A 16,322-nucleotide genomic window follows, 5' to 3' on the forward strand; every position below is an offset into this window, starting at 1 on the left:
CTGCCGGGCCGGTCGGCTCTGACTGGAGAGCCTGGTCTGTCTGGCACGCGTTTCGACAACGCGGGTCATGCGTCACGCTCCAGCGCCTCCGCGATGCGGGCCGCGAGGCCCGAGTCGCGCTGCGTAGGCGTTGCGACCGCCTGCGACAACACTGCGCGCGAACCGATCACTTCAACCCGGTGACGCGCGCGCGTGATCGCCGTATAGACCAGCTCCCGCGACAGCACGCGGCTGAACGTCGAAGGCAGAATAAGTGCGGCGTGCTCGAATTCCGAACCCTGTGACTTGTGGACCGTCAACGCGAACGCGGTATCGTGCGGCGGTAGCGCGGCTGGCGATACCGCGCGCAGGCTGCCATCGCCCGTGCGGAAGTACACCCGCAGCGCGCCGTCCGCGCCCGGCAGTGCGATGCCGATGTCGCCGTTGAAGAGACCGAGCGCGTAATCGTTGCGCGTCACCATGACCGGCCGGCCCGCGAACCAGCCCGCTCCGACCGTCAACGGGACACGCGCCACACGACGCACCTGCGCGGCCACCAACGTATTGATCTGATCGACGCCGCGCAGCCCCGAGCGCGTCGCGCACAGGATGCGAAACTGGTTCAACGCATCGAATAGCAGCGCCGGGTCTGGCGAGCGGGCGGCAAGCGCGTCTGCGAGCGCGTCGGCATACGGGGTGAAACCGGCCGCAAGTCGTGCAACCGTGCGGTCACTCAAAGTGGGCGACGCGTCTTCGTAGAGCGCGGCCACGCACGGTGAGTCAGGATCAGTTGCCAGCGTATCGAGCACTGCGTGCGGGTCGCCGCCACGAATCGCGAGCGACAGCTGACCAATCGCCGAATCCAGACCGAAGCGGTAGTTGCGTTCGAGCCAGACGACGGCATCGGCAAGCGGCGCGGCTGTTTCTCCAGGCTCGCGGCTGGCGCTGCGCTCTTCTCCGTACGGCGGCGCTCCGAACAGATCATCGTCGAATGGCGAAAGGGGCGATGCATTCGCCTTTGCTGACACCACCTGCGAAGGTAACGACGCCACAAGTTGCGACTCGTCGATATCCAGCGCCGCGGCGACCCGCGCGATACCTGTAGCGCTGAAAGCCGGACGCGCGCTGAGTTCCGCGAACACGGCGCCTGCCTCGACCGCCGCAAGCTGATCCTTGTCACCCAGCATCACGAGACGGGTCTGCGGCGCGATCGCGTCGAGCAGATGCGCGGCCATGGCGACGTCGATCATCGATGCTTCGTCGATCACGATCACGTCGTACGGAAGTGGATTGTCGCGATGATGTCTGAAGCGGCCACCCGGTCCACTGCCGAGCAGACGATGCAATGTCCAGGACGTCTGTGGAAGACGCGCGGCAATATCGGGCGGCAGATCGCCGGCACGGGCAAGGAGTGCTTCCTGCATGCGCTGGGCCGCCTTCCCGGTGGGCGCGGCAAGTGCCACGCGCAGATCCGGCGCGGCGTCGAGCAGACACGCGAGGACGCCTGCCACGGTCGTCGTCTTGCCGGTGCCCGGGCCGCCGCTCACGATGGTGAGCCGGCCCGACAACGCCATGACTGCCGCGACGCGCTGCCAGTCGACCGCGTCATCCCGGGAAGAACCGAAATATCGCAGCAGACGTGCACGAAGCGCGTCCGTGTTTTCTGCTGCGTTGTCGCTGACGGGCGCAGGCGCCTCGCCGTTTCCATGCGCCTGCGCGTGCGCATGCGCGACGAGCGCGCGGGCAAGCTGCCGTTCATAGTCGTAATAGCGCGCGAGGTACAGCCTGCCCTGCCCGTCGATGACCAGGGGCCGCAGCGCTGCGGCCTCCTGCGAACCGTCGCAGGCAATACCGCTCGCCGATAGCGCCGCGCGCGCATCCGCTTCCGATGTTTCGTAGCGCCTCGCGAGCACATCGAGCGGCACACAGACGTGACCTTCGGCCGTCGCGCGACTGATCGCGAACGCCGCGCGCTGTGCCCAGCGCACGCTCGATGCGTTGCCGCCGAGTCGCCGTGTCAGCACGCCCAGTCGACGCGCGAAACCTTCGGCGAGCGCCGTGCTGAAATCCGCGGGTGTCGGCAGCGTGACTTCGATGTCGAGTGGCGGTTGTTCAAATGCGCTCATGCCGCGCCTCCATCCATCAAGGCATCCAGTGCAAACACGAGCTCCGCCTGCGGCGTACGTGCGTGGACACCCGCTGCGCCTTCCGCGTGACGCCATTGCGGCCGTACACCCCGCACGAACAGATACAGATAGCCTCCAATATGCGTGTCGTAGGAATAGTCGCGCACGCGTGCGCGCAGATACCGGTGCAGCGCAACCGTGTAGAGCAACGCCTGAAGGTGATACGCGTGACTTGCCATCGCCGCTTCGAGCGACGCCGCAGCGTAGTCATCGGGCGTATCGCCGAGATGGTTCGATTTCCAGTCGACGATCCAGTAGCGACCGCCGTGCTCGACGATCATGTCGATAAATCCTTTGACGAAGCCGCGCAATACACCCGGTTCCAGCGCGACGTCCGGGTAACCGTGCGATATCAGCAGCGCACGCAACGCTGGAAAGTCGAGCGCGTGTGCGGGAAACAGAAACTCGAGTTCGTTCAGGCGCCGCAGCGGATTCAGCGAGGCGAGCGTCATGCCCGGCACGAGTTCGGTCGTGACGACGTCGGTCAGCAGGTTGTGCATCATCGAAGGCATCTGCCGCGCGAGTTCAGGCAGTGCAGGCGCAGGTCGCTCCCGCAATGCGCGTTCGATCGCTCCCGGCCAGGTCCCGGCATCGGCGAAGTCGGCCAGTTCGAACATCCGGTGCAGACATTCACCGGCCGCCGCGCCGCGCGGAAAAGCCAGGATGTCGTCCGGCGCGTGTGCCGGGCGCTGCACGATGACCGGCGCGGCGTTCACGTCCACAGCGACATCGACGATTTCATCGTGATCGGGACGTGCATCTTCCGTTTGCGTGAAAGCTTCTTCGGTGCGCGCGCCGGCCGCCACGAGCCCGCTGAAGCTGGCCATGCGCCATTGATCGCGCAACAGACGACGGTTCATCCGCGACTGCATTTTCGTGCCGTCAGCCTGCTGGTTTTCCAGTGGCACGCGACGCGTCATTGGAGGCAATGCCTCGATCGATACGGGACCGCCCGACAACGCACGCCAGCGCGTCTGCAACACGCTTTCATCCGGTGGCCCGGCGAGCCAGGCATCGAACGTGTGACCGCTACCGGCAACCAGCCAGTTCAGCACGCTGCGGCGCGACTCTTTCGTCGAACGCGACGAAAGGTAGACGCCACCGACGAGATAGCAGCGATACACAGCCCGTGTAAGCGCCACGTAGACGAGCCGCGCGCGTTCCGCCGCCTGTTCGCGGGCGGCAAAACGCTGGGCGCGCTCCGCTTCGTCGTCGTCGCAACCGTAGTGCAGCACGGCCGCGCCTTCATCATCGTGATATTCGCGTGCGTCCGGCAGACCCGATGAAGGCGGTTCGCGCAACTTGCCGTCGTTAAGGAACGGACAGAACACGACCGCGTATTCGAGCCCTTTCGACTTGTGGACTGTCACGATCTGCACGAGATTGCGGTCCGATTCGAGACGCAACTGTGCTTCCTCGCCGCCGCCCTGGGTACGTTGCGCCGCGAGCCAGCGCAGCGTCGGCGCAATACCGGGCTGCGTCGCGGCGCGCGACTGCACGAGTTCGGCGAGATGGTTGACATCGGTCAACCGGCGTTCGCCGTCCACGCCTGCAACCAGCCGTTGCGCGACGCGCAGTTCGCGCATCAACGTGCGCCACATGACCGCGAAGCCGCGCTCGTGCCACAGCATCCGGTAACGCGAAAAACGCTCGACCCAGCTCATCGCATCGGCCGCGTGTGCTGGGTCATTCTGCGTCAACGGCACCTCGGCGATCTGTTCGAGGCGCCACAGCGCGGCGGCATCGAGCCCGAGCCAGTCCGTCGCGAGGGCGGCCCGCAAGCGACGCAGATCGCCGGGTGTGTCGACCGCCGCCAGCACGCGCTCGATCTGCTCCGCATCCAGCGTCGAAAATACCGAAGCCTGTGCAAGTTCGACGCTGCCGACGCCCCACGCGGCAAGCGCCCGTTTGACGAGACTGCCCTGTCGATGCGTCTGTACGAGCACCGCAATATTGCCCGGCGCAAGCGGCACATCGCCGATCGACACCGTGCCCTCCCGCGCGCCGCGCAGCAGGCGCACGATCTCCGCGGCGCACGCTTCACTGGCCTGACGCTGAGCCTCGCGTTTAGCCAACGCGCTTTCGCCTTGCGGCAGCATCCAGATACGAAAGTCGCCACCCTGCCAGTCTGGATCGATGAACGGCGCACGTTGCCGGGCGCCCACGCGCACGGGCTGGTAATCGAGACCTTCCAGCACGAACGCCTGTGGATTGGCCTCGAAGATCCGGTTGCACGCCTCGACGATCGGCGACGTCGAACGTTGGTTGACTGCCAGTGTGTAGCGTGCGGACGCGGCATCGCGCGCAGCGAGATAGGTGTGCAGATCCGCCGCGCGGAAGCTGTAGATCGCCTGTTTCGGATCGCCGACGAGAAAGAGCGGCCCTGCCGGCGCGAAAATGCGATTGAAGATCGCGAACTGGAGCGGGTCCGTATCCTGAAACTCGTCGATCAACGCGGCCGGATAGCGGACGCGCAATGCGTCAGCGAGCCACGGATGGACTGCGAGCGCACGATACAGATTCGACAGCAGATCGTCGAATGACACCACCCGACGCGTACGTTTGCGCGCACTGAGTTCGGCCGGCGCGGTGTCGAGCCATGTCTGGACCAGCGTAAGCCAGCGCGCGCGTTGCGTGGCCTCCGATGCGACGACGGCTGCCGCGAGTTCGTCCGCCAGCGCGAAAAACGGATGTTCAGGTGGCTCGAACCTGACCTTTGTCGCCTTCTTTAGCGCAGACGCGGTCAGCTTCAGCGCGGTGCGCGGCGGTGCTTCGTGAGGATCGTCGCCGGCGAAGTATTCGGTCCACGCGGAGATCGCGGCGCTCACTGCATCCGGCTTGTGCGACGTCTTGCTGAGACGCTCCTGCGTTTCAGCAAGCAGACCGACGATCGCATCGCGTTCGGCTCGCCAGAGCTCACGCGCTTCGTCGAATCGCGCCTGCATCTCCTGCACGCCGGACGCTTCGCCCGTATCGAGGCCGCCCCAGCGCAACTGCGCGAGCGGCTTTTTGAGGCGTCGTGCGAGTTGCTGGTCGAGAGAGACCGGCCCCGCGTGCTTCGCCACGAGCCACGAAGCGAACGCGGGATGCGCGGCCGCGACCGGCTCGACGCGCTGTCGCCAGAAATCAGCAGCGAGTTCGAAGCGCAACGCGGCATCGTCCGCTTCCATATCGAAGGCGAACGGCATCGCCGCCGCGAAAGGCGCTTCCTGCAAGGCCCGCTGACAGAACGCGTGAATGGTGTGAATGGCCGCCTGATCGAACGTCCGTAACGCGCGACGCACGACCTTCGCCGCATCGCCCAGATCGATGCCGTTCTCCGGCGCGAGCGTGGTCTCGAACAGTCTCGCAATAAACGGGTCGCCGCCATCATCGCCGGTTTCGATCGCGCGATCCAGTTCGGCCAGCCGCCCGCGAATGCGTTCGTGCAGTTCCGCCGTCGCCGCCTTCGTGAAAGTGACGACCAGGATCTGGTCGGCGTTCAGATTCTTCTCGAGCAGGAGCCGCACGTACAGCGCGCAGATATTCCACGTCTTGCCCGTTCCCGCCGACGCCTCGATCTGGTTCACGCCATCAAGCGGGCACGCGAAGACATCGAGTTCTTCCGCCGCCGTTGCATGCGTCCACGATGCGCCGCTCATGATGCGCTCCGCAGATGCTGGACAAGCGGCTTGAAAACGATCGCGGCGAGCGTGCCGAACGGTTCGTCGAGCGTGAGCGGCGTGCCGCGCAAGGCGATCCTCAGCGCCGCGTCGTCGGATTCGCCGCGCACGCGGTCGTTGATCCATGCGCCCTGCGCGGCTGAATCGCTGTCATTGATTCTGGCCCACGCGCTTTTTGGGAAAAAGCGCAACGGCATCATGCGTCCCGCCCGATACAGTGCGGCAAGCGGCGCAAGTTCATCAAGAGGAGCCTCGACGGGCGCGAGTTCGAATGTATCGCCACTGCCATGCCAGACCGTGCGCCGCGGGCCGGACGGATCCTGCGCGCAATAGACGAGGTGTGCAAGCCACGCGGACAGATAGTCGCGCGCCGTGGGCCGCGAATAGCGAAAAATCACCTGACCGGTTTCCGTCAGGAGGTTGAGCGTGCCATGCAGCTGGAACGGCGTTTGTTCAGCAGCCTGTCGTAGCGCGGCGTCGGATGCGCTGAACAACGCCACGTCACCGGTATCCGGCCAGCGCGGTGTGATGTCGAGCGCGAAGTGCAAACGCTCGACGCCCGCCGTGAGTTCGCGTCGTACGTTGTCCGCCAGTTGTCGCAACGCGCCGAGTTCACGCGCGCGCCAGACGGCCCCGGTCGCGCCGCCTGGCAACTCAGGGCTCGCCTCTGCCACGCGACGCGCGCGCGCAAACGCGTCATCGTCCACATCGCGTTCGAGGAGACCGGGCAACAGACGGTCAGCGAGCGCGTCCCGGCCCGCGTAGTCGAGTTCAAAAGGTTCGATATCGAGCAGTTCACCCTGAGCGTCGGACAGTACGATGCCGAGCCGGTCGCGCAAAATCGCGCGCGCTGGATGGCGCCAGAAATGCAGAAAACTGTCGAACGCGACGGGTGCTGCCGGCTCGGCCGGCAACGGTTCTGCAAAGAATGGCGCAACGGCTGCGCCATGCGGCGCTGCCAGCAAACCGGCGAGTTCCGCGCGATCCACATCGTACGTAAAGAGCCCGCGGTTCGACTCGAAATAGTCAGCCGCGAACGGCTGCAAAGGATGCTCAACGATGAATGCGCGCCGCGCGAGATCCGTTTCGGCAGGGGTCGCATCCGACCCTGACGAAACACGCGCCAGATGATCGAGCAGCTCGTCGACCAGCGCTGCCGGCGGCAACGACGCGTTATCGCGAATGCTGCGCCCCGTATAGGCAATCAGCAGACGGTCGCGTGCGGCCAGCAGCAGGTCGAGGAACAGGTTGCGTTCGTCATCGCGCCGCTGGCGGTCCCCCGCCTTGCCGAACGCAGCCATCAGATCGAATTCGTCCGCGCGCGCAAGGCTTGGCAGCACGCCGTCGTCCATGCCTAGCAGACACACGACGCGATACGACAGACCGCGCAGGCTGGTCAGCGACGAGAACGTCACGCTACCCCATGGCACGCCACCGCGCGCGGGATCATCGAGCGCTTCGGCGAACGCCGCGCGCACCACTGCCGCCGGCAACGTCACGTCCCTCGCGCCCGCGTGCATTGCTTCCCCCATGGTGTCGAGCGCATCGCGCACGTCCGAGAGCGCATCGGCGAACAGCACGCCGCCATCGAAGCACTGACCGAGCGTTTCCAGCAATAGCTGGGTCCATTCCGCCGGCGTGTGCTCGGTCTCGCAAAGACGCGCGAAGGCGTCGATATCGTCGACAAAGCGCGCGAGCCGCCCCAGCAGTTCCGCATCCGAACCATCGGCGCCTTCCACCGGCAACCAGGCGTCGACGGGATCGCCGCCGTCAGGCATTGCGTAGCCAAGGAACAGGCGCGTGAGTGCGTCCGAGAACGTGTGGCGCGCGATAGGCACCGCCGCGTCGTCCGGCTCGACGGGTGCGAGACCGCGACGCGCCCCTGCGGCTGCCAGCCATTCCTGCGCTGCTTCGAGCGCAACGGCGTCGATGCCATAGCGCGCGCCGATCGCATCGACGCGCAGCCATTCGATCAGTTCCGGCGCGCCCACACTGCGGTCTGGCAATGCAAGCCAGTCGAGCAGCACGCGCGCGACCGGATTGGCCTGCGAAGGCGGCAAGCCGGTGATGCGATAGGGAATGCGCCGCGTGTCACCCGACGGCGCCGTGCCGAACACCGCATCGATCAGCGGACCGGCCGCACCGAGGTCGGGAAATGCGACGAGTACGTCCGACGGCTGAAGGTCGTCGAACTCGTCGAACCAGCCTAGCAGCCGGTCGTGCAGCACTTCAAGCTGACGCGACAGGCTGTGACAGATGTGGACCTCGACGCCATGTTCGACGGGCGGCTCGCTTCCCGCCTCGTCGTGCAAATCGAGAATCGCGTTCTGTACACGGGCAAGCCAGCTCGAGGCAGGGTTCTCGACGAAGTACGACACTTCGCTCGACGCAGCGCTCTCCGTCAGTTCATGAAGCATATGCAGTTGCGCCTGGGTCTGCCTGCCCCACTCCGCGAGCAGCGGATGACCCACTTCCTGGAAATCGAGTTGATCTGCGGCATCGAGCGATTCGATACGGCCTTCGCTGACGAGATCGAACCAGTACTCGCGGCACGGGTTCATCACATAAAGACGCACGTCGACCCAGCGCGACAGCTCACGCAGGAGCGCGACGTGCAGCGGCGGCATGGTCGGCAGCGCAAACACGCTGACGGACTCGGGCCAGTTCGCCCGCGCGACGGCGTCGAGATCGAGCCTGCGCACTTCGTCAAGAAAGCGATACGCGGGCGGCGTTGCGTCGGACGGCGATTGAACGTCGCCCGCGACTTCCATCGACAATGCGCGCCAAAGCGCAGCCTGCCAGCGTTCGTCCTCGCGGATGGCGTCGCTACCGCCCGTGAGCCGCGGACCGCGATCGTTCGCCGGACCGGAAGCGCCCGCGAAGATCGAACCGCCCGCCTGCCATTGCGTGAGCCACTCCGGCCGGTATGTCAGATAGTGGTCCAGCACGGTGGCGATGCGACGTGCCAGTTCGTAACGCATCGGCGAATCGGCCGCATCGAGATAGCTGCGCAGCCGCGGCGACGCGCTCCATGGCGCGCCGTCACCCTCGCCGAGCAGACGATAGCAACGCCACACGAGCCGGTCAGGCGCGAAAGGCGAATGGACAGGCACGGGAATCACGCCACCGATGCGCGCCCACAGCCACTGCGCGAGATAGCCAAAGTTGACATTGGCGCAGACGCCATGCCGCTCTGCAATATCGATTTCCAGCTGGCGGCGCACCGCGGCGCTCGGAACGATGACGGACTGCGCCGTCCACGGATCAGACGGTGCAGCGGACAGATCGTCAAGCAACGCGGCCGCGAGCGTCTCGTATCGGTTCGAGTAGAAGAGCTGGAGCATGGAGCCTATGGAAACGGGCGCCGCCGCCCCGACAGAAGACGACGACAGACATTGAGGCGACAGCATAACAAAGGCATCGATCGCATAGAACCTGGCCGAACGGATGAGGTCAGAGCACAGGCAAAATCAGTTAGACTCGACGCAGCTTGAGTCTGGCCCCTCAATCGTTTTTACGTTTCCCTCAACTCAGGAAAACCCAGGCAGTCGATGCGCTATTCGGTCGAAATCAAGAAATTTTTGTACAGCCAGTACTTCTATGGCGGACTGCGCATCGCGGTGGGCGTGTCGTTACCGGCCGTCCTGTGTCTCGTCGTGTTCCACAACCGCGATCTGGGGTTTACGATCGCGACCGGCGCCCTCGGCGCCTGTGTCGTCGACATGCCGGGGCCGCTCAAGTACAAGCACAACGAGATGCTTGCCTGCAGCGTGATCGGGTTTCTGTCTGCACTTGCCACCGGGCTCGCCACGGTCAATTCTGTCGCGCTCTGGTGCACGGTCGTACCGCTCACCTTTGTGCTGTCGTTAATCGTTGTCTACGGCAACCGCTGGCCGCAGATCAGCTTCGCGACGCTGTTCATGATGATCATGACGCTCGAGGAGCACTTCACGCCGCTGCAGGCGCTCGTCAATGCTTCGTGGATTCTGCTGGGCGGGCTCTGGTACACGTACTGGGCAACACTGGTCAGCCACTGGATGATGCATCGCATTGAACAGCAGGCGCTGGCGGAGAGCGTGTTCGCGTGCGCCGATTATCTGCTAGCCCGCTCCGATTTCTATGATCTCGATCACGACCTCGACGAGTGCTACCGCAATCTGGTCGCGAAGCAGATTGCAGCGGTCGAACGTCAGGATGCCGCGCGCGACATCGTGCTGCGTAATCTGCCGAAACTGAAGAGCGGCAAGCTGGATGGCCGCCGGGCCTCACTGTTCAATCTCTTTATCAATACCGTCGACCTGCATGAACTGATCGTTGGCGCGCACACGGACTATCCACTGGTGCGCAATACGTTTGGCGGCTCGGACCTGCTCATCTTTTACCGTGATCTGATGCGAAAGGTCGCGGCGGATCTCGAGGACATCGGGCTGGCCGCGTTGCGTAACCGGCCGCCGCGGCTGCGCATCAGCATGAAGGCTGAACTGCGGGCGATCGAATTCGAGATCGAACTGCTGCGCAAGAACGATCTGCCATCGAAGAACCCGGAGGCCTACGCGGCGGTGTCCGCCACCTTCCGGCGCGTCTGGAGCGCGACGCGTCTGATAGACAAGATGCGCAGGAGCCTCTCTGACGACGCCGACGTGACAGAAACAGAAGTCCGCGTCGACCAGGCGCTGTCGCGTTTCATTTCGAGCCGTCGCGTGCCGTTCCGGCAGATCTTCTCGAATCTGACCATGGCGTCGCCGAGTTTCAGGCATGCGCTGCGCGTGACGATCGCCGTGGCGGTTGGCTTCTGGCTCGGCCGGTTATTGCCGCTAACGAACGCGTACTGGATCGTGATGACCACCGTCATCATCCTGAAGCCCGGTTATTCGCTCACCAAGCAGCGTAACGGACAGCGGATCGTCGGTACGATGATCGGCTGCGGCGCCAGTATCGGGCTGATGATCTTCGTCAAGGAACCGCACGTCCTGCTGATCGTGATGTTCGCGTCGATGGTGATGAGCTACAGCCTGCTGCTATTCAACTACACGGCAAGTGTCGTGTTCACCTCGTCGTACGTCTTGCTGATGTTCCATCTGCTGGCGCCGGGCAGCCTGCACATCATCGGCGAGCGGGCGATCGATACCGTCGTAGGGTGTGCGATCGCGATCGCCGCGAGTCATCTGTTCCCGTACTGGGAATACCGGCTGATGGGCAAGCTCGTCAACGACATGATCTCGGCGACGCGGCAGTATCTGGAAGCCAGCTGGTGGTGGAGCGGCAGGCCCGGCGCGGCCGCCGCCGGCATTTCCGCAGCCGCGGTGACTGAAGCCGGCGCACGGGCACCCGTCGCGGCGATGGCTGAAGCGTCGGCAGGCGGTGAGGCGGTTGTGCTTGTGCCGGCAGGTGGCGACACGGCGGTGCTTGCGCCGTCCGTCGTCGGCAATGCAGCGCTCAAACCCACTGCCGGCAGCGCGGCCGCCGTACCTGGTGTGTCCGCGAAAGCATCCACTACGCCTGCTGCGGCGTCGCCTGCTGCAGCGGCTGCCGCCAGCGCGCTCGACCGTGACTTCCGCTATCGTCTGGCGCGCAAGAACGTGCACGTCGCGTTTGCGAATCTCGGCCAGGCATTCCAGCGGATGATGCTCGAACCGAAGTCGGCGCAGAAGTTCGTGCCCGAACTCAACGATCTGCTGGTTCGCAGTCACGTGCTTGCGTCGCATATCACGGCCGCGGCGCCGCTGCTGCGCACGGCCGCGCAGCAAAAGGACGGCGTGTCACTCCAGTCGCTGCAACGGGCACTCACCGTCGTGCGGGAAAGCCTGACAGAAGCCGAAACGGGTAACCCGCCGCCGTCCGATCAGACCGACATCGTGAAGCAGCTCACGCGCGAACTCGATGCAACAGTGGTGGCAGCGGGACAGTCGCCGGACTATTCGGCGGATGCGGTTCACGACCTGAAACAGCTCGCGCATCAATGCAAGCAGATGGTCGCCGCGTCGCACCAGATCCGCAAGGACGCCAGCGTGATCCGATTGCCGGAAGACTAGACGCAAGACCCGGCGCAAGTGATGCGCAGTTGAGGCGCCGTTCCGGCCGGCTCAGCTGCAAGCTGCGTGCGCCGGCATCAACCTGCGGCGTGACATCCCGAAACCTGAAACTGCTTTACTGCGACGCGCCAGTCGCAGCGTTCGGGCCCGTCGTCGTTGTCAGCGAAGCGGCCTTGGGCATGGATGTGCTTTGCTGATCGAACTCACGCTTTTCTTTGGTCGCGTTGTAGGCCACCGTCCCGATCACCATCAGCACGACGACCACGATAAAGACGGCAATGCCAAAGGTCGGATTCTTCTTGCGCGGTTCGTTCATGGGGTATCAGATTGCGGGTTGTGTCGAAGGAAGCGGCATTCTACGCCCGCAGTGCTTGCACTCTGCTTGCAATGCACCTGACATTGCGCGTGAAGGCACCCACTACACGTGCCGCCGCATCGGCAGCGCCCCGTGAAACCTGCCAGGCGCACCGCGTCATCTCGCGCGAGGCAACTTACGCGATCGCCGCAGCGCGCACCGGCAGCGCCGTCGAATATTTGATCTGCTCCATCGCAAAACTGGAGCTGACGTCGTAAAGCGGCACGGCGCGAATCAGCAGCTTGTAGACGCGATCGTAGTCGTCGATATCGGACACGACGACGCGCAGCAGATAGTCCGTCTCCCCGCTCATCCGGTAAACCTCGACCACCTCCGGAATGTCCTGCACGGCCCGCGTAAAGGTCTGCGCCCATTCTTCCGTGTGCTGGTTCGTGCGCACGGCTACAAATACCGTCGTTCCGACGCCCAGCTTGCGCGGATCGCACAGCGCCACCTGCGCCCGGATCACGCCGGCTTCCTTGAGTCGTTGCACGCGTTTCCAGCATGGCGTCTGCGACAGGTTCACCTGCTGCGCAAGTTCGGCGATCGGCATTGTTGCGTCGGCCTGAAGCAATTCCAGCAGCTTCCGGTCGATGAGGTCCATTCCCATGAGAGCACCCAGGTAGAAAATTATTCTATTTTTAAGCTATTGGATGAAATTATATGGAAACTCTTTCTCCGTGCAAACCGGTATAAATGTCATTGTTCGATCACCACACAACAACGACTTTCCACTCCGCCATGAGCCACCACGCCGACCTGATTCTCCTCGACCGTGCCGCCCTCGCCACCGTCGCGGCACCCGCCGCGGACGCCGGATATTTCCGTTCGCACGCGACGCAGGCTACCCGGCCTCGATCAGCCATCGATCAGCTATGTCGTTCGCTTGACGATGCCTTCGAAGAATCAGTCCAGTCCGGTGACAACGCCGAGCCATCGCATCGCGCAGCCTTCGCTCGCGCCGTGCGCGCCGCCCTGGCCAGCGCCATCGCCGATGCCACGCTGTTGACGGCCGCACAGCGCGAAGGCTCGGTCGATTCGTACCGCCGTCATCTGCTCGCCGCCGATCCGCTCGGCCGCTATGCCGTCGCCGCGCTCGTGTGGATGCCCGGTCAGATGAGCCCCGTGCATGCGCATCACACGTGGTGCGGCTATGCCGTTATCGAAGGCACGCTGACCGAGAAGGTTTTCGAATGGAGCGAAGCCACGCAGTGCGCCTCCCAGGTGCGGACGCACCCGCGCGCGAGCGGCGCCGTCTCGTTCACACGCGCCGGTCGCTCGGGCATTCATCAGCTTGGGAATGCCTGCAACGCACGCGCCGTTTCGCTCCACCTGTACGGCGTGCCGGGCGAACAGATCGCCACGCATGTGAACGATCTGTTGCGCGTCGCTGCGGAGACCGCGGGCGCAGTTGATCGCACCTTCGCCTGAAACTAGCTTTTGCCGGCCTCGCCGGCAGTCGGAATCTGCGGCGCGACGGGCGCCGTTTCACCCGTGGAAGGCGGCGCCGGACGCGGCGCATGCGAAACATCGCGCGCCGGCGCCCCAACCGGTCCCGCCGAACCGCCGGGCCCTGAACCCGAACCGGACGGCCGGCCAGAACCAGAGCCAGAGCCCGCGGCATGCATCGGCGCATGCAGCTCTTCCTGCGCGACGTCCACCCCGGCTTCGTCCTTCGTCGACGTGTACACGCGCATTTGCGGAACCGGAATCTCGATGCCCGCGTCGTCCATCTTGCGTTTGAGCCGCAGGTTGAACGCCCGCGCAACACTCCATTGCTGCAGCGGCCGCGTCTTGATCTGTCCTTTGACGACCATCCAGTTCGGATCGAACCGGTCGAGCCCCCACACTTCGACCGATCCCAGCATCTCACGCCGATAACGGAAATCAGCCATCAGATCGGCGCCAACTTCGCGGATCAGGCGCGTCACCTGATCGACATCCGCCGAGAACGGCACGCGCACCTCGAACACCGCATAGGCGAAATCGCGCGACAGATTCTTCACGATCTTGATCTGCGAGAACGGAATGGCGTGAATCGCGCCCTGCCCGTCGCGCAGACGGACGGTGCGGATTGTCAGATGCTCCACCGTGCCCGCGTGACCACCGTCGACGTCGATCCAGTCGCCCACTGAAACCGTGTCTTCGAGGATGATGAAGAGGCCCGTGATCAGGTCGGTCACGAGCGACTGTGCGCCAAAACCGATCGCAAGCCCGATCACGCCCGCGCCGGCTAGCAGCGGCGTCACGTTGATGCCGAGATTCGCGGCCGTCACGATCCCGGCGATCGTCAGGATCGAGACCAGCAGCGCGTTGCGTACGAGCGGCAACATCGTGCGCGCACGCGTGCTCGGGTTGCGCCCCTTCGTGCGCGGGCTGCTCGGGTTGAGCGCGTCGAGAATCGCCGTATCGACCAGAATCCAGATCAGCCACGCGACAAACACCGTCGTGATGATCGCCGTCGCCGCGTGCGCGACGCCCCGTACAGCGACGCTTTCCTCGACGATTTGCGCGAGCGAAACGTCCCACAATCGCGCGGCGAATTCGAGGAACGCGAGCCAGATGAAGAGCACCATCAGCGTGCCGACGAAGCGCAGCAGCCGCGTCACATAGGGTGAGCGACGCCGGCGCCGCGCGTCGCCGGGACGTGTGATGCGCATCACAATCGCGCTCAGGAAGAATGCCAGCACCAGCAGGAGCGCCGTCAACACCGAAATCTGCAGCACGTTCTCGCTGGTGCCGATGCCCGCGATCGTCGCGACCACCGAAACGGCGGCGAGCATCAGCATCGGTAGATGCCAGAGCGATGCGAGCACGTCGAACGCATCGGTGGCGGCTTTATGGCTGTGCCGCTGCTCATACGAGCGGTTACGGATCAAATGCGCAACCGGACGGCGGAATGCGAGCGCGAAATAGCCCGTGAGCACCGCGGCCGTCATGTTCGCGGCGGTCGAGACCAGCGCCGCGAGATTCGAGCCAAGCTCATGCGCGACGTCGTAATTCACGGCCGCGTCGCCAAGCGCGCTGCAGATGCCGATCACGAACAGCAACCGGCGCCCACGCTCCAGCAGCAGCCGCACTGCGACACGCCGGTGCCCGGAGCCGAACAGCGAAAACATGATCAGACAGATCGACGAAAACACCGCACCGGCGACGATCGCATACGCGATCACCATGCCGAGCGTGCGCCCCAGTGCATTGGGCATCGCGCGCGCAAACAGCAGCGCGGCAACGAAAGCAACGATCCAGGGCCCGACGCGCCGTAGCGCGAAAACCAGCAACTGGCGCGTAGTGGGATTCGGCTTCAGTTCGTAGACGATGCCAAAGCGCGCATACAACCGCCTCTGCACGAAAATCAGGCCTCCCGCGCATGCGCCCCAGCCCGCCAGCATCGCAACCATATCGAGCAGCACACGGCCGAACGACTCGCGCCCCTGACTGGCGACGATCGTATAAAACTCGTTGCCGGCCGCATTGAAGCGCCCCGCCCAGTAACGCAGCGGCGTGCGGCCATTGTTCACGTCGGTTTCGACCGATGCGATGCCCGAGGCGATCGCGCCGAGCAGACCCGGGCCCGGCTGCGCGGGCGCGGCGGGGCCGACGGTCTGCGATACGTCGCGCAGCTTTTTGAGCTGGGTAACGAGTGCGGCGCGCTGGCGGTCGTTATCGAGCGTCGAGATGACATTGTCGAGCGAATGCGACAGTTCGGCCTGGCTCGCCGCCGAGGGCGCAGACGCCGCTGCGGGCGCCGAACCCGCGGACGCCGACGACGCCGTCGCACTGTTGATCAGGCTCTGCAACGCGGGGATCACCGGCGTACCGGCCGCCCGCGCCGTGCCGGGCGCGGCCGTCAGCACTACGGCGCACAGCATCACGGCCAGCCACATGTACGCGGACCACGCGGCACGCCACGATGCGGTGCGCCCGGAGTCGGAATGGCGGCGGGAGGAAGGACGTGCCGGAAATGCCGGAAATAGCGGAAGTGCGGCGTGAGCGGCCGGTCGCGCGTCGCCTGACGGCGCGGCCCTGGGTTCACGCCGCGACGGGCATGACTTCATGAGATTCAGTGACAAAACGGGACACGTCAGTGTAGCCGTAGTTGCGGCGC

8 protein-coding genes are annotated in these 16,322 nt (G+C 64.8%); 2 read left to right on the forward strand and 6 right to left on the reverse strand.

The features are described 5' to 3' along the window. Window positions 1–65: 65 nt before the first annotated feature. Genes P3T21_RS16640 through recC form a run of 3 tightly spaced genes read right to left on the reverse strand, consistent with a single transcriptional unit; the run spans window position 66 to window position 9,171 of the window. Window positions 66–2,105, reverse strand: coding sequence for an AAA family ATPase (locus tag P3T21_RS16640; protein ID WP_429257022.1), 2,040 nt, complete (start codon window positions 2,103–2,105; stop codon window positions 66–68). After that, window positions 2,102–5,806, reverse strand: a complete 3,705-nt coding sequence (recB, locus tag P3T21_RS16645; RefSeq protein ID WP_429257023.1) for an exodeoxyribonuclease V subunit beta — start codon at window positions 5,804–5,806, stop codon at window positions 2,102–2,104. Before recB ends, P3T21_RS16640 begins: the two co-directional genes overlap by 4 nt. Further along, window positions 5,803–9,171, reverse strand: a complete 3,369-nt coding sequence (recC, locus tag P3T21_RS16650) for an exodeoxyribonuclease V subunit gamma (protein WP_429257024.1) — start codon at window positions 9,169–9,171, stop codon at window positions 5,803–5,805. Before recC ends, recB begins: the two co-directional genes overlap by 4 nt. 207 nt (window positions 9,172–9,378) lie before the next feature. Here recC and P3T21_RS16655 point away from each other — a divergent pair, with 207 nt between their 5' ends. Next, complete coding sequence (locus tag P3T21_RS16655) at window positions 9,379–11,859, forward strand: FUSC family protein (protein WP_429257025.1); 2,481 nt, start codon at window positions 9,379–9,381, stop codon at window positions 11,857–11,859. 115 nt (window positions 11,860–11,974) lie between these two features. On the opposite strand, the gene P3T21_RS16660 is transcribed toward P3T21_RS16655, so the two are convergent. Then, window positions 11,975–12,175, reverse strand: a complete 201-nt coding sequence (locus P3T21_RS16660; RefSeq protein WP_429257026.1) for a hypothetical protein — start codon at window positions 12,173–12,175, stop codon at window positions 11,975–11,977. A gap of 175 nt (window positions 12,176–12,350) precedes the next feature. Further along, window positions 12,351–12,824 (reverse strand): Lrp/AsnC family transcriptional regulator, encoded by a 474-nt coding sequence (locus P3T21_RS16665; protein ID WP_429257027.1) that lies wholly within the window; start codon window positions 12,822–12,824, stop codon window positions 12,351–12,353. Window positions 12,825–12,955: 131 nt separating this feature from the next. On the opposite strand from P3T21_RS16665, the gene P3T21_RS16670 reads away from it, so the two are divergent. Further along, a complete protein-coding gene (locus tag P3T21_RS16670) occupies window positions 12,956–13,645 on the forward strand; it encodes a cysteine dioxygenase (RefSeq protein WP_429257028.1) in 690 nt (229 codons plus the stop codon). Between the two features lie 2 nt (window positions 13,646–13,647). On the opposite strand, the gene P3T21_RS16675 is transcribed toward P3T21_RS16670, so the two are convergent. Continuing rightward, the gene (locus P3T21_RS16675) at window positions 13,648–16,086 is read right to left on the reverse strand and encodes a mechanosensitive ion channel family protein (protein ID WP_429257221.1); all 2,439 of its coding nucleotides are present in this window, start codon (window positions 16,084–16,086) and stop codon (window positions 13,648–13,650) included. Window positions 16,087–16,322: the final 236 nt, after the last annotated feature.

Source organism: Paraburkholderia sp. GAS334, from assembly GCF_050436625.1.
Taxonomy (GTDB): Bacteria; Pseudomonadota; Gammaproteobacteria; order Burkholderiales; family Burkholderiaceae; genus Paraburkholderia.

What these genes read in the sequence shown, in the direction of transcription:
- P3T21_RS16640 (WP_429257022.1), bottom strand. Translation starts at nt 2,105, where the DNA reads ATGAGCGCATTTGAACAACCGCCACTCGACATCGAAGTCACGCTGCCG.
- recB (WP_429257023.1), bottom strand. Translation starts at nt 5,806, where the DNA reads ATGAGCGGCGCATCGTGGACGCATGCAACGGCGGCGGAAGAACTCGAT.
- recC (WP_429257024.1), bottom strand. Translation starts at nt 9,171, where the DNA reads ATGCTCCAGCTCTTCTACTCGAACCGATACGAGACGCTCGCGGCCGCG.
- P3T21_RS16655 (WP_429257025.1), top strand. Translation starts at nt 9,379, where the DNA reads ATGCGCTATTCGGTCGAAATCAAGAAATTTTTGTACAGCCAGTACTTC.
- P3T21_RS16660 (WP_429257026.1), bottom strand. Translation starts at nt 12,175, where the DNA reads ATGAACGAACCGCGCAAGAAGAATCCGACCTTTGGCATTGCCGTCTTT.
- P3T21_RS16665 (WP_429257027.1), bottom strand. Translation starts at nt 12,824, where the DNA reads ATGGGAATGGACCTCATCGACCGGAAGCTGCTGGAATTGCTTCAGGCC.
- P3T21_RS16670 (WP_429257028.1), top strand. Translation starts at nt 12,956, where the DNA reads ATGAGCCACCACGCCGACCTGATTCTCCTCGACCGTGCCGCCCTCGCC.
- P3T21_RS16675 (WP_429257221.1), bottom strand. Translation starts at nt 16,086, where the DNA reads ATGCTGTGCGCCGTAGTGCTGACGGCCGCGCCCGGCACGGCGCGGGCG.